Raw genomic sequence first — 19,862 nt, forward strand, 5'->3', positions numbered from 1 at the left:
CCATGAGCGACATGACCCGACCCGGCCAACGGGCCGCAGATGCTTTGCGCCCGGTGCGCATCACCCGCCACTACACCATCCACGCCGAGGGCTCGGTGCTGATCGAGTTCGGCAACACCAAGGTGCTCTGTACGGCCTCGGTCGAGGAAAAAGTGCCCTCGCACAAGCGGGGAAGCGGCGAGGGCTGGCTGACGGCCGAATACGGCATGTTGCCGCGCGCCACCCATACCCGCAGCGACCGCGAAGCCGCCAAGGGCAAGCAGAGCGGGCGCACGCAGGAAATCCAGCGCCTCATTGGCCGTTCTCTGCGCGCCGTGTTCGACCTCAAGGCCCTGGGCGAGCGCACGATCTCGCTGGACTGCGACGTGATCCAGGCCGACGGCGGCACGCGCACCGCCAGCATCACCGGCGCCTACGTGGCCGCGCACGACGCGGTGGCCAAGCTGATGGCGCAGGGCAAGCTCCCTGTCTCGCCGATCCGCGACCAGGTGGCCGCGATCTCGGTCGGCATCCTTCGCGGCAAGGCGCTGCTCGACCTGGAGTACGTGGAAGACGCGGCCTGCGACACCGACATGAACGTCGTCATGACCGGTGCCGGGCATTTCGTGGAAGTGCAGGGCACGGCCGAGGGCGCGGCCTTCACCCGCAGTGAAATGAACGAGCTGCTGGCGTTGGCCGAAAAGGGCATCGGCGACCTCGTGGCGGCACAGCGCGAGGCCCTGGGGCTGGCATGAAGCTGGTGCTGGCGTCCAACAACCCTGGCAAGCTTGCCGAACTGCAGGCCCTGTTCGCGCCGCTGGGTGTGGAGTTGGTGCGCCAGGCCGATCTGAACATCCCCGAAGCGCCCGAGCCCCACCGCACCTTCATCGAGAACGCACTGGCCAAGGCGCGCCATGCGGCGCGCGCAAGCGGCCTGCCCGCGCTTGCCGATGACGCCGGTTTGTGCGTCGAGGCATTCGGTGGCCTGCCTGGGGTGGACACGGCGTACTACGCCACGCAATTCGGCTACGCCAAGGGCGACGACAACAACGTGCGGGCGCTGCTGGAGCAGATGGCCCACGTGACCGACCGCCGCGCCGCGCTCGTGAGCACCCTGGTGGCCCTGCGCAGCGCCGACGATCCCGAACCGCTCGTGGCCACGGGTCGCGCGCCCGGGCTGATCACCCAGGAGCCCATTGGCGACAAGGGTTTCGGCTTCGATCCAGTGATGTACCTGCCCGAATTCGGCCGGACCTTCGCGCAGTTGCCCACCGAGGTGAAGAACGCGAACAGCCACCGGGGCCGCGCGGCGCGGCAGATGCTTGAACTCATGCGCGAGCGCTGGTTCTCGCCCGCGCCCTCGGAAACACCATGAGCGAACCCACCGGCGTGCCGATGTCCTGGCCCGGCGGCCAGCCGGCCGCCGCAGGGCAGGGCGACCCGATCTGGAACGACGTGCGCCACTGGATGCGCCCGGGCACGCTGCAGCTGCAGAGCCTGCCCCCGCTGTCGCTGTACATCCACCTGCCCTGGTGTCTGAAGAAGTGCCCCTACTGCGACTTCAACTCGCACGAATGGAGTGCCACCGCCGCGCCCGGCGAGGCCCTGCCGGAGACCGCCTACCTCGAGGCCCTGCGCGCCGATCTTGCCGCCTCGCTGCCGCTGATCTGGGGTCGCACCGTGCACAGCGTGTTCATCGGCGGCGGCACGCCCAGCCTGTTCTCGCCTGCCGCCATCGACCGCCTGCTGGGCGACGTGCGCGCCATGCTGCGGCTGGAGGCCGACGCCGAGATCACGCTGGAGGCCAACCCGGGCACCTTCGAGAAAGACCGCTTCCGCGCCTTCCGGGACGCGGGTGTCACGCGCCTGTCGATCGGCGTGCAGAGCTTCAACGACGCCCACCTCAAGGCCCTGGGCCGGGTGCACGACCGCGAGCAGGCCCTGGCGGCGGTGGAGGAGGCCGCACAGGCCTTCGACACCTTCAACCTGGACCTCATGTACGCGCTGCCGGGGCAGACCCTGGCCGACTGCGAGGCCGACGTGCGCACCGCGCTGTCGTTCGCGCCGCCACACATCTCCATTTACCACCTCACGCTCGAACCCAACACCTACTTCGCCAAGTACCCGCCTGCCCTGCCGCCGGAGGACGAGGCCTGGGACATGCTGGACCGCATCACCGAGCTCACCGCCGAAGCGGGCATGCAGCGCTACGAGGTCTCGGCCTACGCGCGCCATGGGCATCGCTGCTGGCACAACCTCAACTACTGGCAGTTCGGGGACTACCTGGGCATCGGCGCTGGCGCGCACAGCAAGCTCAGCTTCGCGCACCGCGTCTCACGGCCAGTGCGTGTGCGCGAGCCTCGCCTGTACATGGAGCGCGCGCTGGCGGGCAACGCCGTGGTGAGTGCGGACGAGGTCTCGCGCAAGGCCTTGCCCTTCGAATTCATGCTCAACGCCCTGCGGCTCAAGGACGGCTTCACGCTGCTGCAGTTCATGGAGCGCACGGGCCTGCCGCTCTCCAGCATCGAACCAGCCCTGGCGCAGGCGCAGCACAAGGGGCTGATCGCGCGCGACGCGACCCGGGTGTGGCCGACCGAGCGCGGCTTCGACTTCCTGAGCGACCTGCAGGAACTGTTTCTGGCGGACTGAAGCGCCGGATTTGCTCAGGCGCTGGCCGCGCTGGTCTGCAGGCTGAAGCCCACGCGCGTGACGCCGCCACTGGATTCGGCCGCCGGGAAACCGTCGTGCATGCGGGCGATGGCCGCCACGATGGACAGGCCCAGTCCATGGTGCGGCTTCTCCAGTTCGCAGCGCGCGGCGTCGGCGCGGAAGAAGCGGTCAAAAAGGCGCGGCAGGTGAGAGGCCTCGATCGACGGCCCGGTGTTTTCCACCCACAGGCGCGCACCACCCTGGGCCTCGGGCGCGATGCGCACGCACAGCGCGGAGCCCTGATCGGCATAGCGGATCGCGTTGCCCAGCAGGTTGGAGATCGCGCGCTTGATCAAGGGCGCATCCACCGACAGGTGGGCATCGCCCTCGATGGTCACGCGCAGCCCCCGTTCGTCCATCGGGGCTTCGTGGAACTCCACCACCTGCTGCACCAGCTCGGCCAGGCTCACCGGCGCGCTGCGGCGGGCCTTCACGCCACGGTCGGCCTGGGCCAGGAACAGCATGTCGTTGACGATGGCCGCCATGCGCTGCAGTTCCTCCAGGTTGGAGTGCAGCGTTTCCTCCAGCTCGGCCACGCTGCGCTCACGGCTGAGCGCCACCTCGGTCTGGCCGATCAGGTTGGCCAGCGGGGTGCGCAGCTCGTGCGCCACGTCGGCGTTGAAGCCTTCGAGCTGCACGTAGGTGCGCTCGACGCGGTGCATGAGGCCGTTGAACTGCTCGATCACCGGCTGCAGTTCTTCGGCCGGTTCGGGCAGCGAGATCCTCTGACCCAGACGCCGCGCGTCGATGGCCTTGGTCTGGGCGGCCAGGTCCAGCAGCGGGCGCAGGCTGCAGCGCACGCGCCAGAAGGTGCCCCAACCCACCAGGGCGCCACCGGCCAGCACGGCGCCGACCAGCAACAGGGCCATGCGGCGGGCGGTCTTGGCGTCCTGCGAACAATCCAGCACCACCTTGCCCTGCAGCAGGCCGCCGGATGCCGTCGGTACGGCGAAATCCATGCCGCGGGCGGTCGATTGGTTCACGTCAAAGGTGGGCGCCACATCCCGGTAGAACTCGCTTCCATCGGCACGCTTCATCTGCACGAAGGTGCCGGGGCGGCGCTCGGCCAGCCAGGCCATCTTCGCCTTGACCTCGGCCTCGCCACCCTGGGCGTACGCCTCGCGCGACACGTCCACCAGCACGGCACTGTAGTTGCGCAACTCTTCCTCGTGCTTGGCGATGAAGAGCATGGAGGTGGCGCCGTAGATGAAGGCCAGCAACACGCCCAGCCCGATCACGGTCTGCACGGCCAGCAGCAGCGAGAGGCGCCGGCCGATGGAGTAGGTGCAGGGCGTCGCGGCGGGCTTGTCGCCCACAAGCACCGGGGCTGCATCCAACAGGGTCGTCGAGGTGTTCATGTGCGTTCCTCCAGCACGTAGCCCATGCCGCGCACGTTGTGCAGCAGCTTGGGTTTGAAGGGGTCGTCCATTTTGGAGCGCAGGCGGCGCACCGCCACTTCGACGACGTTGGTGTCGGAGTCGAAATTCATGTCCCACACCTGCTCGGCGATGGTGGTGCGCGAGAGAATCTGCCCCTTGCGGCGCGCCAGCAGCGCCAGCAGAGAGAACTCCTTGGCCGTGAGGTCCAGCCGCTGTCCGGCGCGCCAGGCCTTGCGGCTGATCAGATCCATCTCCAGGTCGCACACGGCCATGCGGGTGTTGGCGGCCTCGGCGACCGCAGCCGGGCCCCGGCGCAGCAGGGCGGCCACGCGGGCCAGCAGCTCGGAGAAGGCGAAGGGTTTGACGAGGTAGTCGTCCGCACCGGCCTGCAGGCCTTGCACCCGGTCTTCCACCCGGTCGCGTGCGGTGAGCATCAGCACCGGCGTGTTGCGCTTCTCGCGCAAAGCCGCGAGCACGCCGAAGCCATCGATGCCAGGCAGCATGATGTCCAGCACCAGCAGCTGGTAGTCGCCTTCGAGCGCGAGGTAGCGCCCCTCGATGCCGTCGCGGGCGACGTCCACGGTGTAGCCGGCCTCGGAGAGACCCCGCTTGACGTAGTCCGCCAGCTTGGATTCGTCTTCAATGACCAGCACGCGCATGGAAGGGGCTCTGTGACCGGGTGGAGGGACAACAAGACCCGCAAAAGGCCTTGCACGACACCGGATTGTCCCGGAATTGCCCGTTTTGCTGCATTACGAATCCGTAATTCTCGCGTTCTGAAAATGACAGACCCGCTTTCTAAAGTCTCTCCTGTGCCGAATCCAAGGCGGCACAAACCTCCATCCAAATTTCCATCCCTCCATCCAACCTACCGCTCAAGGAAGCATCATGAAACTCTCCACCCGTGTCCTTATCCCCCTCATGCTGACGGCTGTTGCCGGTGCCGCCATGGCCCAGGGCGCACCGCTGACCCGCGCTGAAGTGCAAGCCCAGGCCATCGCTGCCCGCGACGCCGGCCAGCTGCCTGACACCGACATCGTGAAATTCGAGGTCGCCACGGGCTCCAGCCTGAGCCGCAGCGAAGTTCGCGCGCAGGCCATCGCCGCCCGCGACGCCGGTCGCCTGGCCGACACGGATATCGTGAAGTTCGAGGTGCCCGCCGGTTTCGAGAAAACCCGCGCCCAAGTGGTGGCCGAGCTGCAGGAAGCCCAGCGCCTGGGCCTGGTGAATGAGCACGACGCCGCGTATCCCGTGATCGCCACCGCGCAACAGGCTGAGCAAGTGCGCCAGGCCGGTCTGCGCGCCGTCGCCGGCACCACCGTCAGCCTGGGCCAGTGAAGGCAGCCCGCATGGCAAGGTGATCCGGCTGCCCCAACTGACCTTCCGGAGCGCCTTGCCAGGGTTGTCTTCCCCAACGCCACAGGAGTGATGCCGATGCGAATCGCGTTGTCCGAACCAGAAACAGCAACGGGCCCGATGGGCCCGTTGCTGTTTCTGGTTCTGGCGGAGACTGTGAGATTCGAACTCACGGACCCTTGCGGGTCGGCAGTTTTCAAGACTGCTGGTTTAAACCGCTCACCCAAGTCTCCGGGAGCGATGTCGAGGAGGGGATTTTAGCCTGCGCAGCGACTTCAGGCCGGCACAGGCTCCCGCCCTTCGCTGCGCAGCATGCCCCGGGTCTCGATGAAGCTCACCACCTCGTCCACGCCCGCCAGCGTCTTGAGGTTGGTCATCACCCAGGGGCGGCGTGCGGCATCGGGGCGCATGCGCGCGGTGTCTGCCTTCATCACCTCCAGGTCGGCGCCCACGTGTGGCGCCAGATCGGTCTTGTTGATGACGAAAAGATCGCTCTTGGTGATGCCGGGGCCGCCTTTGCGCGGAATCTTCTCGCCCGCAGCCACGTCGATCACGTAGATCGTGAGGTCGCTGAGTTCGGGACTGAAGGTCGCCGCCAGGTTGTCGCCGCCGCTTTCGATGAAGACCACGTCGGCGTTCGGGAACTGGTCCAGCATGCGGTCAATGGCTTCCAGGTTGATCGAGGCGTCCTCGCGGATCGCGGTGTGCGGGCACCCCCCGGTCTCCACGCCCATGATGCGCTCGGCCGGCAGCGCGCCGCTCACGGTGAGCAGGCGCTGATCTTCCTTGGTGTAGATGTCGTTGGTGATGGCGATCAGGTCGTAGCGCTCGCGCATGGCCTTGCAGAGCATTTCCAGCAGCGTGGTCTTGCCCGAGCCGACGGGGCCACCGATGCCCACGCGCAGCGGGGGCAGGGTCTTGGTGCGGCCGGGGATGTGGTGCAGGGCGGTGGTCATGGCGATCTCCTTGTGTGGGGGCGCGTGCTCAGGAGCGGAACAGGCGAGAGTATTGCGTTTCGTGGCGCGCGGAAAGTATCGCCAGCATGGGGCTGAACGCCTGGCGGGCGTCGTCGCCCAAGCCCAGGGCGTGGTCCACCGCACCGGGGATCTGTTGTGCCAGCCGCGCGAGCATGCGTTGGCCCGAACTCTGGCCCAGCGGCACCGATTTGATGGCGGCCTGCACGAGATTCTCTGCCCAGCCGAAGGCATAACCCACCAGACTGTCGCGCACGCTGGCCTGTGCGCTCGCGGCGGCGCAGGCGCAGGCGACCGGGTAGGTGGGCGGGTCCAGGTCGGCTGCCTGCAGTTGCTCGAACACGCCCGCGCCCAGCTCGCCGAGCTGTCGCGCCCATTCCAGCAGCGAGCGGCCCATCTGCTCGCTCTGCAGCCGGAACTCCAGCGTCTCGCGGGTGTGAAGCACCCACTGATTCAGCGCGCGAACCCGGGGCAGGTCGCGGTGGCGCCAGGCAGGAATGGCTTGGGCCGCCACCGCCAGGTCGCTGCGCGCCAGGCCCAGGTGCAATTGGTCGGTGAGCCAGGCGCCAGCGCTGGCCTCGTCGCGCACCAGGCCTGCATCCACGGCGGCCTCCAGGCCCTCGGAATAGGAAAACCCACCCACCGGCAGCGCGGGCGAGGCCAGCCACAGGATCTGCAGCAGGCTGGCGGCCGAGCGCGCGGGCGCGCCGTCGGCTTCAACCGTGGTCATGTCCGTGGTGGTGATCGTGGCCGTGGCCGTGGTGATGGCTGTGCCCGTGTGCATGGGCGCCATGGCCCGCGCCCTGGGCGCCATAGGCGCCACCCTCGGGCTCGAAGGGCTCGCGCACTTCCACCACGTTCAGGTGCATGGCGCGCAGCATATCGGCCAGCACATGGTCGGGTTCGATCTTGAGGTGGTCGGGCTGCAGCTCGATCGGCACGTGCCGGTTGCCCAGGTGGTAGGCCGCGCGCATGAGGTCAAAGGCCTGGTCCTGCGCGGGATGGTCGGGGCAGGCGGTGATGCGCAGCACCGGCTGGGGCGCAGCGACCACGCGCAGCAGCGAGCCGTCCTGCGTGAGCAGCACGTCGCCGCCACGCACCACGGTCCCGCGCGGCAGGAACACGCCGACGTGGCGCTCGTCGGACGCGGTGGCGTCGAAGCGGCTTTTCTGGCGGACGTCCCAGTCCAGCACCAGCTGCGCCGCGCGCTGCACCAGCGGCTTGGCCAGGCCTTGGCCCTGAGGGATGAGCTTGGAGACTTGAAGCATCGAGGTGTTCAGAAGAGGAAGTACCGCTGCGCCATCGGCAGGCGTGTGGCGGGTTCGCAGGTGAGCAGCACGCCGTCGGCGCGCACCGCGTAGGTCTGCGGATCGATTTCCATCTTCGGCAGCAGCGCGTTGTGCACCATGTGGGACTTGGTCACGCCCCGGATGCCCTGCACGGCCGACAGGGTCTTCTGCAGGCCGAAGCGCTCGCCCACGCCCGCTTTCAGGCCGGCCTGCGAGACGAAGGTGAGGCTGCCCCTGGCGGTGGCGCCGCCCAAGCTGCCGAACATGGGGCGGTAGTGCACCGGCTGCGGTGTGGGAATGGAGGCGTTGGGGTCGCCCATGGCGGCCAGCGCAATGCTGCCGCCCTTGAGCACCAGCGCCGGCTTCACGCCAAAGAAGGCGGGCTTCCACAGCACCAGGTCGGCCCACTTGCCCACTTCCAACGAACCGACGATGTGGGCGATGCCGTGCGCGATGGCCGGGTTGATCGTGTACTTGGCGATGTAGCGCTTGACGCGGAAGTTGTCGTTGCGCGAGCTGTCTTCGGGCAGCGTGCCGCGCTGGCTTTTCATCTTGTCGGCCGTCTGCCAGGTCCGGATGATGACCTCACCGACGCGGCCCATGGCCTGGCTGTCGCTGCTCATCATGCTGATGGCGCCCATGTCGTGCAGGATGTCCTCGGCCGCGATGGTCTCGCGGCGGATGCGGCTCTCGGCGAAGGCCAGGTCCTCGGCGATGCCCGCGTCTAGGTGGTGGCAGACCATGAGCATGTCCACGTGCTCGTCCAGCGTGTTGACGGTGTAGGGCATGGTCGGGTTGGTGGACGAGGGCAGGAAGTTCGCCTCGCCCACGACGCGCAGGATGTCGGGTGCGTGGCCACCGCCGGCGCCTTCGGTGTGGAACGCGCACAGGCTGCGGCCCTTGGTGGCCGCGATGGTGTTCTCCACGAAGCCCGATTCGTTGAGCGTGTCGCTGTGGATGGCGACCTGCACATCGGCCTCTTCGGCGACGCTGAGGCAGTTGTCGATGGCCGCGGGCGTGGTGCCCCAGTCCTCGTGCAGCTTCAGGCCGATCACGCCGGCGTCGATCTGCTCGTGCAGCGCAGCGGGCAGGCTGGCGTTGCCCTTGCCCAGGAAACCCAGGTTCATTGGCAGGCCGTCGGCGGCCTGCAGCATGCGCTCGATGTGCCAGGGACCGGGTGTGCAGGTGGTGGCGAAGGTGCCGGTGGCCGGGCCGGTGCCGCCGCCGAGCATGGTGGTCACGCCCGAGGTCAGCGCCTCGTCCACCTGCTGGGGGCAGATGAAGTGGATGTGGCTGTCGATGCCGCCGGCCGTGACGATGTGGCCCTCGCAGCTGATGACTTCGGTGCCCGGGCCGATGACGATGTCCACGCCAGGCTGGGTGTCGGGGTTGCCGGCCTTGCCGATGGCGACGACGCGCCCACCCTTCAATCCGATGTCGGCCTTGACGATGCCCCAGTGGTCGATGATCACTGCGTTGGTCATCACCGTGTCGACCGCGCCTTCGGCGCGGGTGCGCTGGCTTTGTGCCATGCCATCGCGGATCGTCTTGCCGCCGCCGAACTTCACTTCCTCGCCATAGCCGCCAGCGGCCAGGGTGAAGTCCTTCTCGATCTCGATCACCAGGCCGGTGTCGGCCAGGCGCAGGCGGTCGCCGACGGTGGGGCCGAACATGTCGGCATAGGCGCTGCGGGGAATGCTTGCCATGGGCTGTCTTTCAGAGGGCGCTTTGGGTCAGGCCACGAAAGCCGTACACGATGCGGTCGCCCGCGTAGTCCACCAGCTCGACGGTGCGTTGCTGGCCCGGCTCGAAACGCACGGCGGTGCCGCTGGCGATGTTCAGCCGCATGCCGCGCGCGGCGGCGCGGTCGAAGTCGAGCGCGCCGTTGGTCTCCGCGAAGTGGTAGTGCGAGCCGACCTGGATCGGTCGATCCGCGCCGTTCTTCACCACCAGGGTGATCGTGCGCCGGCCGGGGTTGAGCGGGTGCTCGCCCGCGTCGGTGAAGAGTTCGCCGGGGATCATGGTGTCAGCCCGCCAGCAGGGACCAGCCCATGTTCAGGCCCATCAGCGCCACCGCGCCGCCGGCCGCGCGCGGCAGCCAGTGGTGGGCGCGCTTCAGACCCAGGCCCAGGGCGATGCCCAGCGCGTGCAGCACGGCCGTGCCCAGCACCATGCCGGCCAGGGCAGCGCCGCCGGCCAGTTCCTGCCCGTGGGCCGCGCCGTGGAAGAGCGCGAAGGCCCCCACCAGCACCGCGCCCAGCGCCTCGGGCAGCTTCACCTGAGCGGCCAGCAGCAGGCCCACCACCAGCATGGAGGCCGCGATCATCGGCTCGACGGCCGGGAAGGCCGCACCCGCCTGCGCCATCAGCGCGCCGGCCAGCAGCAGGGCGGCGAACGACAGCGGGGCCACCCAGAGGCGCTTCGTGGTCAGGGCGCTCCACACGCCCACGGCCAGCATGGCGGCCAGGTGGTCCAGCCCGGTGATGGGGTGCAGGAAGCCGGTGAGGAGGCCGCCGTGGTCGTGCGCACCGCCCACGTGGGCGAGGGCCGGGAGCGACAGGGCGGCCAGCGAGAGCGTGAGCAGGTGTTTGAGCTTCATGTTCATTCCTTCGAAAAATTGTCTGGCGTGAAGTGTCTGGTTCAGGCGTGCGGCGGACCTGGCCTTGCCGGGCCGCAGGCGCTGCCCCTTGAGGGGGACGCGCGCAGCGCGGCGGGCATGTTTCATGTGATCGGCTGGTGCACGGTGACGAGTTTCGTGCCGTCGGGGAAGGTGGCTTCCACCTGGATGTCCGGGATCATCTCGGCGATCCCGTCCATCACGTCGGCGCGGGTGAGCACGCTGCGGCCTTCGCTCATCAGCTGCGCCACGGTCTTGCCGTCGCGCGCGCCCTCCATCACGGCCGCGCTGATCAGCGCCACCGATTCGGGGTAATTCAGCTTGAGGCCGCGTGCCTTGCGTCGCTCAGCCAGCAAGGCGGCGGTGAAGATCAGCAGCTTGTCTTTTTCTCGGGGCGTGAGTTCCATGGTGGTGCGCGATCGTCAGGGGAGCCTGAGCATACAAGTTGCCATGGAATCAGCAATTCCCGTGCCCCGGCGCCGGCGTGGCATGAAAGCTGCGAAATCCCGGTGTGAACCCCGCCGCCGCCCCACCGCCCATCCCACCCGCCAGCGCCCAGCCGGCCGGGCAGGACGCGCCGCAGCGCATCATCAAGGTGCGCCGCGACTACAACAGCTGGGTCGGCAGCGAGACCATGGAAGACTACGCGCTGCGCTACACGCCGCAGCGTTTCCGCAAGTGGAGCGAATGGCGGGTGGCCAACACCGCGTTCGGCGCCGCCTCCTTCCTGATCCTGGAGGCGGTGGGCGCCACGCTGCTGGTGCAGTACGGCTTCGTCAACGCCGCGCTGGCCATCCTGTGCACCGGCCTCATCATCTTCCTGGGCGGCCTGCCCATCAGCGTCTACGCCGCCCGCCACGGGGTGGACATGGACCTGCTCACGCGCGGCGCGGGCTTCGGCTACATCGGCTCGACCATCACCTCGCTGATCTACGCCTCCTTCACCTTCATCTTCTTCGCCCTCGAAGCGGCGGTCATGGCCTACGCGCTCGAACTCGCGCTCGACATCCCGCCCGCCTGGGGCTACCTCATCTGCGCGCTGGTGGTCATTCCCCTGGTGACGCACGGCGTCTCGGTCATCAGCCGCTTCCAGGTCTGGACCCAGCCACTGTGGGTCGTGATGATGGTGGTGCCTTTTGGGGCGGTCGCCTGGATGGCGCCGGAGACCTTCACCAACGTGGTGCGGTACGGGGGCGAAACTGGTGCGGGCGCGGTCTTCGACTGGCACTTGTTTGGTGCGGCGCTCACCGTGGGCATCGCGCTCATCACGCAGATGGGCGAGCAGGCCGACTACCTGCGCTTCATGCCCGCCAAGGAGCCGGGCCACGCCCTGCGCTGGTGGCTCGGTGTGCTCGCCGGCGGGCCGGGCTGGGTGGTGCTGGGCGTGGTCAAGATGCTGGGCGGCGCGCTGCTGGCCTACCTGGCCATCAGCCACATGGTGCCGCCCGAGCGCGCGGTCGACCCCAACCAGATGTACCTCGCGGCCTACGAATTCGTGTTCCCCGACTACGGCTGGGCGGTGGCGGCCACGGCGCTGTTCGTGGTGGTTTCGCAGCTCAAGATCAACGTCACCAACGCCTACGCGGGCTCGCTAGCCTGGAGCAATTTCTTCTCGCGCATCACGCACAGCCACCCTGGTCGCGTGGTGTGGGTGGTGTTCAACACCCTGATCGCCTTCATGCTGATGGAGATGAACGTGTTCCAGGCGCTGGGCGAGGTGCTGGGTCTGTACTCCAACATCGCCATTGCCTGGATCATGGCCGTGGTGGCCGACCTCGTCATCAACAAGCCCCTGGGCTGGTCGCCCAAGGGCATCGAGTTCAAGCGCGCCTACCTGTACGACATCAACCCGGTGGGCGTGGGCGCCATGGGCCTGGCCTCGGCGCTGTCCATCGTGGCCCACATGGGCCTGCTGGGGCCGACGGCCCAGGCGTTCTCGGCGGTGATCGCGATGGTGACAGCGTTGATCGCGGCACCGGCGATTGCGTGGATCACGAAAGGGCGCTACTACATCGCCAGAAGCGGTGGCGCGGCGCGGATCTGGCTTCGCCAGGTCGCCAGTTCGGCCTCGCCGGAGGGGGGTGACGCCGCAGGCGGCGCGGGCGGTGTCACCCAGATCTGCGTGATCTGCGAGCGGGCGTACGAAGGGCCGGACATGGCGCATTGCCCGGCTTACCAGGGCAGCATCTGCTCGCTGTGTTGCACGCTCGACGCGCGCTGCGGCGACCTGTGCAAGCCGCACGCGCGCCTGTCCGAGCAATGGATGGCCACGCTGCGCCGCGTGATGCCGCGCGGCGTGTGGCCCTACCTGGAGGCAGGTCTTGCGCACTACCTGCTGCTCATGCTGGTGGTGGCGCCGGTGCTGGCGGCCGTGCTGGGCCTGCTCTACCGGCAGGAGGTGGAGGGGCTGGCCCAGGGCCTGGGCGTGGCGGCCAACACCTCGCTGCTCGACGCCGCGCTGCGCTCGGGCTTCGTGCGCGTGTACGCGGTGCTGCTGCTGATCGCCGCCACCGTGGCCTGGTGGCTGGTGCTCGCGCACAAAAGCCGCGAGGTGGCGCAGGAAGAGTCCAACCGCCAGACCCGCCTGCTGATGCAGGAGATCGAATCGCACCAGCGCACCGACGAGGCATTGCAGCAGGCGCGCCGCGCCGCCGAACAGGCCAACCAGGCCAAGACGCGCTACATCTCCACCATCAGCCACGAGTTGCGCACGCCGCTCAACAGCATCCTGGGCTATGCACAGTTGCTGCAGGAAGACACCGGCGTGGCGCCGCACCGCGCGCAGGCCATCCGGGTGATCCACCGGGGCGGGGAGCACCTGCTCTCGCTGATCGAGGGCACGCTGGACATCGCGCGCATCGAGTCCGGCAAGCTCGCGCTCGAGGTGCGGCCGATGGCGTTTGCCGATGCCATGCGCGAGGTCGCGAGCATGTTCGAGCTGCAGGCGGCGGCCAAGGGCCTGCGCTTCTCGTTCGACACCGGCAGCCGCCTGCCCGACACCGTGCGCGCCGACGAAAAGCGCCTGCGCCAGATCCTCATCAACCTGCTGGGCAACGCGGTGAAGTTCACGCGCAGCGGCGAGGTGCGCCTGCGCGTGGCGCACGCGCGCGAAATGGCGCAGTTCGAGGTGCACGACACCGGACCCGGCATGGGGCCGCAGGAGCTCGAACGCGTGTTCGAGCCCTTTGCGCGTGGCCAGGGTGAGGCCGGCATGCACGGCACGGCCACTGGCACCGGCCTGGGCCTGACCATTGCCAAGATGCTCACCGACCTCATGGGCGGAGAAATGACGGTGCGCAGCACGCCAGGACAGGGCTCGGTGTTCACCGTGCGCCTCTTCCTGCCCGAGCTGCATGGCGTGCAGCTGCCCGCGCCCACCGCCGTGCCCCAGCACGCCGGCTACCAGGGCGAGCGCCGCCGCGTGCTGGTGGTGGACAACGAGGAGGCCGACCGCGAGCTGCTGGCGCGCTGGCTTGCCCCGCTGGGTTTCGAGGTGATGCTCGCCACGAGCGGCCACGATGCGCTGGCCTTGCTCGATGGCCTGCAGCCCGGCGCGCCCGGCGCGCCGCACGCGGTTTTCATGGACCTGGCCATGCCCGGCATCGACGGCTGGGAGACGCTGCGACGGCTGCGCGCGCGCGGCTGGGGCGCGGTGCCGCTGGCCATCGTCTCGGCCAATGCCTTCGACAAGGGGCTGGACAACGACCTCGGACACCGCCCGCAGGACTTCTTCGTCAAACCGGTGCGGCGCGAGGACCTGCTGGGCTGGCTGGGCCAGCGCCTGGCGCTGCAATGGATCACCGAGGCGGCGCCCGCGCGCGGCGTGGCCCCGATGGCCAGTGCGGCACCCGCCACGCGCGACGAACTCGAACCCCTGCTGGAGCTGGTGCGCCTGGGCTACTACAAGGGCATCGTGCAATGGCTCGACGAGTGGGTGCAGCGCCGTCCCGAGCAGGCCGTGTTCGCGCAGGGCCTGCGCACGCTGGCGCGCGAGTTCCGTTTTGAAACCATCGAACAGCAGCTGCTGCAACACCATGTCGCACCTGGTTGAACCCCCGGCGCCATCGACCGCGCGGCCCCTCACGGACGCGCTGGTGGTGCTCATCGTGGACGACGTGCCCGACAACGTCGCGCCGCTGCACGACGCGCTGGACGAAGCGGGCTACACCGTGCTCGTGGCGCTCGACGGCGAGAGCGCCATCCGCCGCGCCACCCAGGCCCTGCCCGACGTGGTGCTGCTCGACGCCGTGATGCCCGGGCTGGACGGCTTCGAGGTCGCGCGCCGGCTCAAGGCGCAGCCGGCCACGGCGCACATCCCCATCATCTTCATGACCGGCCTGACCGACACCGAGCACCTGGTGGCCGCGCTCGACGCGGGCGGCGCCGACTACGTGACCAAACCCATCAAACCGCGCGAGGTGATGGCGCGCATGGGCGTGCACCTGCGCACCGCGCGCCATGTGCGCCAGGGCGCGGTGGAGCGCAGCCAGGCCCGCAATGCGCTCGACGCCTTCGGCTACGCCACCATCACCGTGCGCGAGCGCGACGGCCGCCTGATGTGGCAGACGCCGCTGGCGCGCGAGCTGCTGCGCCACCACTGCGGCACCGAGGCCCCCACCACGCCGCCGGCCGTGCTGCAATGGCTGCGCCGCCACCTCGGCGAGGCGCTGGCGCAGCGCGAGCCGCCGCGCCTCACGCTGGAGAACGGCCCGCGCCGCCTCACCTTCCGCCTGCACCAGTGCGTGGGCGACGAGGTCAACGGCGAGGGCGGCGACTGGCTCATCGTCATGCAGGAAACCTCGGACGCCAGCGTGCTGTCCGGCCTGGCCGCCGCCTTCGGCCTCACCGCGCGCGAAGCCGAGGTGCTGTACTGGGTGGTCAAGGGCAAGATCAACCGCGACATTGGCGACATCCTGGGCGCCAGCCCCGCCACGGTGAAGAAGCACCTGGAGCGCATCCACGCCAAGCTCGGCGTGGAGACGCGCACGGCCGCCGCTGCCATGGCGATCAACCGGGTGCCGCAACTGCAACCCCAGGGCGGGGGGTGAGGTCGAACACCCCCCTGCGCCGCTTCGAGGGGACGGCGTCCTGGGCCGGCGGAGCCGGACCCTCGACGCCCTTGCGGGGCGCTGCTCCAGCGCCGTGAAGAAACGGTGCGCTTGGCATCGGAGGACAATGGCGCACCGGTGTCACTTTCTGTCCGATGCGACTGCGAACCAAGATCCTCCTGCTGGCCATCCTGCCGCTGCTGGCCTCGCTCGTGCTCATCGCGCTGGCGGTGCAGCACCAGGAGCGCGATCTCGCCCGGCGCGAGTACGCGCTGGTGGAGCGCACCTACCTGGAGGCGCGCCGCGCCGAACTGCGCAACTACGTGGCCCTGGCCGCCAGCACCGTGCAGCCGCTGTACGACCGCGGTGGCAACGATGCGGCCGACCGCGAGCAGGCGCTGCGCCTGCTGGCCTCGCTGGACTACGGCCGCGACGGCTATTTCTTCGTCTACGACCTGCAGGGCCTCGTGCTCATGCATTCGCGCCAGCCCGAGCTGGTGGGGCAGAACCTGTGGGCGCTGCACGACCCGCAGGGCCGGCCCACCATCCAGCGCTTGATCGCGCAGGCGCGCGCGGGTGGTGGCTTCGTGGACTATCTGTGGCGCCAGCCTTCCAGCGGAAAGGACACGCCCAAGCTCGGTTACGTGATCGCCTACGAGCGCTGGGGCTGGATGCTGGGCACCGGGCTCTACCTCGATGGCATCCAGGCCACGCTCGCGCGCATCGAAGGCGAGGCCAACCGAAACGTCGCCACCACGCTGCTGTGGATCGCCGGCATCGCGGTCTTCGCCATCGCGCTGATCAGCGCCAGCGGCCTGGCGCTCAACCTCAGCGAGCACCGCGTGGCCGAGAACAAACTGCGCCTGCTGGCGCGGCAGGTGCAGCAGTCGCAGGAAGACGAGCGCGCCCGCCTGGCGCGCGAGCTGCACGATGGCATCGGCCAGACCCTGGTGTCCACCAAGCTCCTGGTGGAGGCCGGGGCGGACAGCCGCGACCCCGGGCCACTGGCCAAGGCGCTGCAGGGCCTCAACCACACCCTGGTGGAAGTGCGCCGCATCTCGCACCGCCTGCGCCCGGCGCTGCTCGACACCCTGGGCCTGCCCGCCGCGCTGCAGCACCTGGGCCAGGAGTTCGAGGACGCCAGCGGCCTGCCGGTGGCGGTGCGCATCGAGGGCACCGGGCGCGAACTGCCCGACGAGGTCAAGACCGCGCTCTTCCGCGTGGCGCAGGAGAGCCTGACCAACGTGGCCAAGCACGCGCGCGCCAAGCAGGTGGAAATCGTCCTGGCCTTCGGCCCGGCCGAGGGCGTGCGCATGGCGGTCACCGACGATGGCCAGGGCTTCGACAGCGCGGCCGTGCACCTGCACCCCGAGCGCGGCATCGGCCTGCGCAACATGCGCGAGCGCCTGGCCGCGATCGGCGGGCGCCTGCACATCCAGTCGGAGCCCGGCCACGGGACCCAGATCGAGGTCAGGCTATGAACCACCCCCGCCGCGCTGCGCGCGACCCCCTCAACGTGAGCGACGTACCGCCGGTGATCAGGATCCTTCTGGTCGACGACCACCCCATGGTCCGCGAGGGCTAGCGCGCTCGGCTCTCGAGCGTGCCGCAACTCGCCGTGGTGGGCGAGGCAGGAGATGCCGCCGAGGCCCTGCGCCAGCTCGACGCCCAGCCTGTGGACGTGGTGCTGCAGGACGTGGGCCTGAAGGACGGCAACGGCATCGACCTGGCGCAGGCCATGCTGGCGCGCTGGCCCGGCTTGCGCGTGCTCATGTTCAGCATGTACGACAACCCCGAGTACGTGCAGCGCGCGCTGCAGGCCGGCGCGCGGGGCTATGTGCTCAAGGACGCACCGGCCGGCGAGATCGTGGCCGCCATCGAGGCCGTGGTGGCGGGCGGCACCTTCCTGAGCCCCGGCGTGTCGAGCCGGCTGTTCCGCCAGAGCGCGCCTCGCCCGCTGCTCACCCCGCGCGAGAGCCAGATTTTGAGTGCGCTGGGCCGCGGCGAGTCCAGCAAACAGATCGCCAAGGCGCTGGATCTGAGCGTGCGCACCGTCGAGACGCACCGCCAGAGCATCAAGCGCAAGCTGGGCCTCGACGGCCAGGCCGAGCTCATCAAGTACGCCGTCGAGCACGCCCGCGAAGCCCCCTGATAGGTAGTTCCACCTAAGTGTTGCCACGCGGCCCGGCGCGCGGTGCAACGGATGCGCGCGTGCGCCCCGTTGCCGATACTGCCCGTCGCACGGCGGCCCGAATCGGCGAGGCCGCGGCACAAGAGGAGACACGCATGTCTGGACTGGGTCGCCACCTGGGGTGGTTTTTCGTGGCCGTGCTGGGCGCTTTCGCGCTCGCGGCCGTGGCGCTGGGACGCGGCGAAGCCGTCAGCGCCCTCTGGGTGGTGGTCGCTTCGGTCTGCGTCTACCTCATTGCCTACCGCTACTACAGCCTGTTCTTGGCCACCAAGGTGCTGGGCCTGGATGGCACGCGCATGACGCCGGCCTGGCGCCACAACGACGGGCTGGACTACGTGCCCACCCACAAGTACGTGCTCTACGGCCACCACTTCGCCGCCATCGCCGGCGCCGGCCCGCTGGTGGGCCCGGTGCTGGCCGCGCAGATGGGCTACCTGCCCGGGCTGCTGTGGATCCTGGCCGGGGTGGTCTTCGCCGGCGCGGTGCAGGACTTCATCGTGCTGTTCATCTCCACGCGCCGCGACGGCCGCTCGCTGGGCGACCTGATCAAGCAGGAGATGGGCACCGTGCCCGGGCTGATCGCGCTGTTTGGCGCCTTCATGATCATGATCATCATCCTCGCGGTGCTCGCGCTGATCGTGGTCAAGGCCCTGGCCGAGTCGCCCTGGGGCACCTTCACCGTGGCGGCCACGATTCCCGTGGCGCTGTTCATGGGCGTGTACCTGCGCTTCATCCGGCCCGGGCGCATCGGCGAGGTCTCTCTCATCGGCTTCGTGCTGCTGATGCTGGCCATCGTGGGCGGGCAGTGGGTTCATGAGAGCCCGGCCTGGGCGCCGCTGTTCACCTACGACGGCAAGGCCCTGACCTGGATGCTGATCGGCTATGGCTTCGTGGCCGCCTCGATTCCCGTGTGGCTGCTGCTGGCGCCGCGCGACTACCTCTCCACCTTCCTGAAGATCGGCACCATCGTCGCGCTGGCCGTCGGCATCGTCGTCGTGGCGCCGCCGCTGCAGATGCCGGCCGTCACGCAGTTCGCCGCCGGCAACGGCCCGGTGTGGTCGGGCAACCTGTTCCCGTTCCTGTTCATCACCATCGCCTGCGGCGCGGTCTCGGGCTTTCACGCGCTGATTTCCTCGGGCACCACGCCCAAGATGCTGGACAACGAGGTCAACGCGCGTTTCATCGGCTACGGCGGCATGCTGGCCGAGTCCTTTGTCGCCGTGATGGCGCTGGTGGCGGCCTCGTGCATCGAGCCCGGCATCTACTTCGCCATGAACAGCCCGGCCGCCCTGGTGGGCAGCACGCCCGAGGCGGTGGCGCAGACCCTGTCCACCTGGGGCTTCGTGATCACGCCCGAGATGCTGGTGCAGACCGCCAGGGACGTGGGTGAGAACACCATCCTGGCGCGCGCCGGCGGCGCACCCACGCTGGCCGTGGGCATGGCGCACATCCTGCACCAGGTGGTGGGCGGGCAGGCCATGATGGCCTTCTGGTACCACTTCGCCATCCTGTTCGAGGCGCTGTTCATCCTGACGGCGGTGGACGCCGGCACGCGCGCAGGCCGCTTCATGCTGCAGGACCTCATGGGCAGCTTCGTGCCCGCGCTCAAGCGCACCGACTCGCTGCCCGCGAACCTGATCGCCACCGGCCTGTGCGTGGCGGCCTGGGGCTACTTCCTGTACCAGGGCGTGGTCGATCCGCTGGGCGGCATCAACACCCTGTGGCCGCTGTTCGGCATCGCCAACCAGATGCTCGCCGCCGTGGCGCTGATGCTGGGCACCGTGGTGCTGTTCAAGATGAAGAAGGACCGCTTCGCCTGGGTCACCATCGTGCCGGCGATCGTGCTGCTGGTCTGCACGCTCACCGCGGGCTGGCTCAAGATCTTCTCGGCCGACGTCAAGGTGGGCTTCCTCTCCAACGCCAACCGCTATGCCGAGGCGCTGCAAAACGGCGTGCTGCTCGCGCCGGCCAAGACGCCCGAGGCCATGTCGCGCATCGTCTTCAACAACCGCCTGGACGCCGTGCTGTGCGCGCTGTTCATGTTCGTGGTGCTCAGCGTGCTGTTCTACAGCGTCAAGAGCGTGCTCAAGGCGCGGGCCGAGCGCCGGCCCACGGTGGCGGAAACGCCGTACCAGGCCTTGCCCGAAGGCGCGGTGGCCCGTGGCTGAGGCCACCACCGGCGGCGGCCTGCTCGAAGACCTCGGGCGGGCCGGCCGCTACCTCACGCAGAGCTTTCGACTCATGGTGGGCGTGCCGGACTACGGCAGCTACGTGGCCCACATGCGGGCCACGCATCCCGAGCAGGAACCCATGAATTACG

Annotated in this window: 18 protein-coding genes, 1 tRNA gene and 1 pseudogene; 10 read left to right on the plus strand and 10 right to left on the minus strand. The window is 69.1% G+C overall.

Translation table 11 applies throughout. The annotated features are described in order from the left end of the window. Positions 1-2 precede the first annotated feature (2 nt). The 3 genes from rph to hemW are packed head-to-tail and all read left to right on the plus strand — an operon-like array spanning position 3 to position 2,628. Positions 3-734: a ribonuclease PH gene (rph, locus tag KIT86_RS14195; RefSeq protein ID WP_297399418.1), complete on the plus strand. Its 732-nt coding sequence runs from the start codon at positions 3-5 to the stop codon at positions 732-734. Beyond that, a complete protein-coding gene (gene rdgB, locus KIT86_RS14200; protein ID WP_297399420.1) occupies positions 731-1,354 on the plus strand; it encodes an RdgB/HAM1 family non-canonical purine NTP pyrophosphatase in 624 nt (207 codons plus the stop codon). The genes rph and rdgB overlap by 4 nt, the downstream gene beginning before the upstream one ends. 20 nt (positions 1,355-1,374) lie before the next feature. Continuing rightward, entirely contained in the window at positions 1,375-2,628 is a 1,254-nt protein-coding gene (gene hemW / locus KIT86_RS14205; RefSeq protein WP_297399445.1) for a radical SAM family heme chaperone HemW, read from the plus strand. 14 nt (positions 2,629-2,642) lie between these two features. On the opposite strand, the gene KIT86_RS14210 is transcribed toward hemW, so the two are convergent. Together KIT86_RS14210 and KIT86_RS14215 are read right to left on the minus strand one after the other, a co-directional pair. Beyond that, entirely contained in the window at positions 2,643-4,046 is a 1,404-nt protein-coding gene (locus tag KIT86_RS14210) for a heavy metal sensor histidine kinase (protein WP_297399422.1), read from the minus strand. Then, a complete protein-coding gene (locus KIT86_RS14215) occupies positions 4,043-4,726 on the minus strand; it encodes a heavy metal response regulator transcription factor (protein WP_291113937.1) in 684 nt (227 codons plus the stop codon). Before KIT86_RS14215 ends, KIT86_RS14210 begins: the two co-directional genes overlap by 4 nt. 229 nt (positions 4,727-4,955) lie before the next feature. Here KIT86_RS14215 and KIT86_RS14220 point away from each other — a divergent pair, with 229 nt between their 5' ends. Then, on the plus strand, positions 4,956-5,405 hold the full coding sequence (locus KIT86_RS14220) for a DUF4148 domain-containing protein (protein ID WP_297399424.1): 450 nt from the start codon (positions 4,956-4,958) through the stop codon (positions 5,403-5,405). A 163-nt stretch (positions 5,406-5,568) separates the two neighbouring features. Here KIT86_RS14220 and KIT86_RS14225 read toward each other — a convergent pair. The 8 genes and pseudogenes from KIT86_RS14225 to KIT86_RS14260 all read right to left on the minus strand — a co-directional run bounded on the left by KIT86_RS14225 (position 5,569) and on the right by KIT86_RS14260 (position 10,710). Beyond that, positions 5,569-5,656, minus strand: a tRNA-Ser gene (locus KIT86_RS14225). 42 nt (positions 5,657-5,698) lie between these two features. Further along, positions 5,699-6,379 (minus strand): urease accessory protein UreG, encoded by a 681-nt coding sequence (gene ureG, locus KIT86_RS14230; protein WP_297399426.1) that lies wholly within the window; start codon positions 6,377-6,379, stop codon positions 5,699-5,701. A gap of 28 nt (positions 6,380-6,407) precedes the next feature. After that, complete coding sequence (locus KIT86_RS14235) at positions 6,408-7,127, minus strand: urease accessory protein UreF (RefSeq protein WP_297399428.1); 720 nt, start codon at positions 7,125-7,127, stop codon at positions 6,408-6,410. Further along, positions 7,117-7,665: pseudogene (ureE, locus tag KIT86_RS14240) on the minus strand (urease accessory protein UreE); the annotation flags it as partial. The gene KIT86_RS14235 and the pseudogene ureE, both read right to left, overlap by 11 nt. Positions 7,666-7,673: 8 nt before the next feature. Beyond that, positions 7,674-9,392 (minus strand): urease subunit alpha, encoded by a 1,719-nt coding sequence (gene ureC / locus KIT86_RS14245; RefSeq protein WP_297399430.1) that lies wholly within the window; start codon positions 9,390-9,392, stop codon positions 7,674-7,676. Positions 9,393-9,402: 10 nt separating this feature from the next. Continuing rightward, entirely contained in the window at positions 9,403-9,708 is a 306-nt protein-coding gene (locus KIT86_RS14250) for an urease subunit beta (RefSeq protein ID WP_297399432.1), read from the minus strand. Positions 9,709-9,712: 4 nt separating this feature from the next. Then, positions 9,713-10,285, minus strand: coding sequence for a HupE/UreJ family protein (locus KIT86_RS14255; RefSeq protein ID WP_297399433.1), 573 nt, complete (start codon positions 10,283-10,285; stop codon positions 9,713-9,715). 122 nt (positions 10,286-10,407) lie between these two features. After that, positions 10,408-10,710, minus strand: a complete 303-nt coding sequence (locus KIT86_RS14260) for an urease subunit gamma (RefSeq protein ID WP_291113887.1) — start codon at positions 10,708-10,710, stop codon at positions 10,408-10,410. A gap of 104 nt (positions 10,711-10,814) precedes the next feature. Here KIT86_RS14260 and KIT86_RS14265 point away from each other — a divergent pair, with 104 nt between their 5' ends. From KIT86_RS14265 to KIT86_RS14290, 6 genes are all read left to right on the plus strand, one after another. Beyond that, positions 10,815-14,354: an ATP-binding protein gene (locus KIT86_RS14265; RefSeq protein WP_297399436.1), complete on the plus strand. Its 3,540-nt coding sequence runs from the start codon at positions 10,815-10,817 to the stop codon at positions 14,352-14,354. Beyond that, the gene (locus KIT86_RS14270; RefSeq protein WP_297399437.1) at positions 14,338-15,351 is read left to right on the plus strand and encodes a response regulator transcription factor; all 1,014 of its coding nucleotides are present in this window, start codon (positions 14,338-14,340) and stop codon (positions 15,349-15,351) included. Before KIT86_RS14265 ends, KIT86_RS14270 begins: the two co-directional genes overlap by 17 nt. A 155-nt stretch (positions 15,352-15,506) precedes the next feature. Further along, positions 15,507-16,832 (plus strand): cache domain-containing protein, encoded by a 1,326-nt coding sequence (locus tag KIT86_RS14275; protein ID WP_297399439.1) that lies wholly within the window; start codon positions 15,507-15,509, stop codon positions 16,830-16,832. Between the two features lie 122 nt (positions 16,833-16,954). Next, entirely contained in the window at positions 16,955-17,503 is a 549-nt protein-coding gene (locus KIT86_RS14280; protein ID WP_297399441.1) for a response regulator transcription factor, read from the plus strand. Between the two features lie 134 nt (positions 17,504-17,637). Beyond that, positions 17,638-19,710 (plus strand): carbon starvation CstA family protein, encoded by a 2,073-nt coding sequence (locus KIT86_RS14285; protein WP_297399443.1) that lies wholly within the window; start codon positions 17,638-17,640, stop codon positions 19,708-19,710. Positions 19,711-19,729: 19 nt separating this feature from the next. Beyond that, a partial coding sequence (locus KIT86_RS14290) for a CstA-like transporter-associated (seleno)protein (RefSeq protein WP_297399447.1) occupies positions 19,730-19,862 on the plus strand: 133 nt, incomplete at its 3' end.

Origin of the sequence: Hydrogenophaga sp. (assembly GCF_026125825.1) — a bacterium.
In the GTDB taxonomy this organism is placed as follows: Bacteria; Pseudomonadota; Gammaproteobacteria; order Burkholderiales; family Burkholderiaceae_C; genus Hydrogenophaga.

What these genes read in the sequence shown, in the direction of transcription:
- rdgB (WP_297399420.1), top strand. Translation starts at nt 731, where the DNA reads ATGAAGCTGGTGCTGGCGTCCAACAACCCTGGCAAGCTTGCCGAACTG.
- KIT86_RS14255 (WP_297399433.1), bottom strand. Translation starts at nt 10,285, where the DNA reads ATGAAGCTCAAACACCTGCTCACGCTCTCGCTGGCCGCCCTGTCGCTC.
- ureC (WP_297399430.1), bottom strand. Translation starts at nt 9,392, where the DNA reads ATGGCAAGCATTCCCCGCAGCGCCTATGCCGACATGTTCGGCCCCACC.
- KIT86_RS14285 (WP_297399443.1), top strand. Translation starts at nt 17,638, where the DNA reads ATGTCTGGACTGGGTCGCCACCTGGGGTGGTTTTTCGTGGCCGTGCTG.
- KIT86_RS14210 (WP_297399422.1), bottom strand. Translation starts at nt 4,046, where the DNA reads ATGAACACCTCGACGACCCTGTTGGATGCAGCCCCGGTGCTTGTGGGC.
- KIT86_RS14220 (WP_297399424.1), top strand. Translation starts at nt 4,956, where the DNA reads ATGAAACTCTCCACCCGTGTCCTTATCCCCCTCATGCTGACGGCTGTT.
- ureG (WP_297399426.1), bottom strand. Translation starts at nt 6,379, where the DNA reads ATGACCACCGCCCTGCACCACATCCCCGGCCGCACCAAGACCCTGCCC.
- KIT86_RS14260 (WP_291113887.1), bottom strand. Translation starts at nt 10,710, where the DNA reads ATGGAACTCACGCCCCGAGAAAAAGACAAGCTGCTGATCTTCACCGCC.
- KIT86_RS14275 (WP_297399439.1), top strand. Translation starts at nt 15,507, where the DNA reads ATGCGACTGCGAACCAAGATCCTCCTGCTGGCCATCCTGCCGCTGCTG.
- hemW (WP_297399445.1), top strand. Translation starts at nt 1,375, where the DNA reads ATGTCCTGGCCCGGCGGCCAGCCGGCCGCCGCAGGGCAGGGCGACCCG.
- rph (WP_297399418.1), top strand. Translation starts at nt 3, where the DNA reads ATGAGCGACATGACCCGACCCGGCCAACGGGCCGCAGATGCTTTGCGC.
- KIT86_RS14250 (WP_297399432.1), bottom strand. Translation starts at nt 9,708, where the DNA reads ATGATCCCCGGCGAACTCTTCACCGACGCGGGCGAGCACCCGCTCAAC.
- KIT86_RS14270 (WP_297399437.1), top strand. Translation starts at nt 14,338, where the DNA reads ATGTCGCACCTGGTTGAACCCCCGGCGCCATCGACCGCGCGGCCCCTC.
- KIT86_RS14215 (WP_291113937.1), bottom strand. Translation starts at nt 4,726, where the DNA reads ATGCGCGTGCTGGTCATTGAAGACGAATCCAAGCTGGCGGACTACGTC.
- KIT86_RS14235 (WP_297399428.1), bottom strand. Translation starts at nt 7,127, where the DNA reads ATGACCACGGTTGAAGCCGACGGCGCGCCCGCGCGCTCGGCCGCCAGC.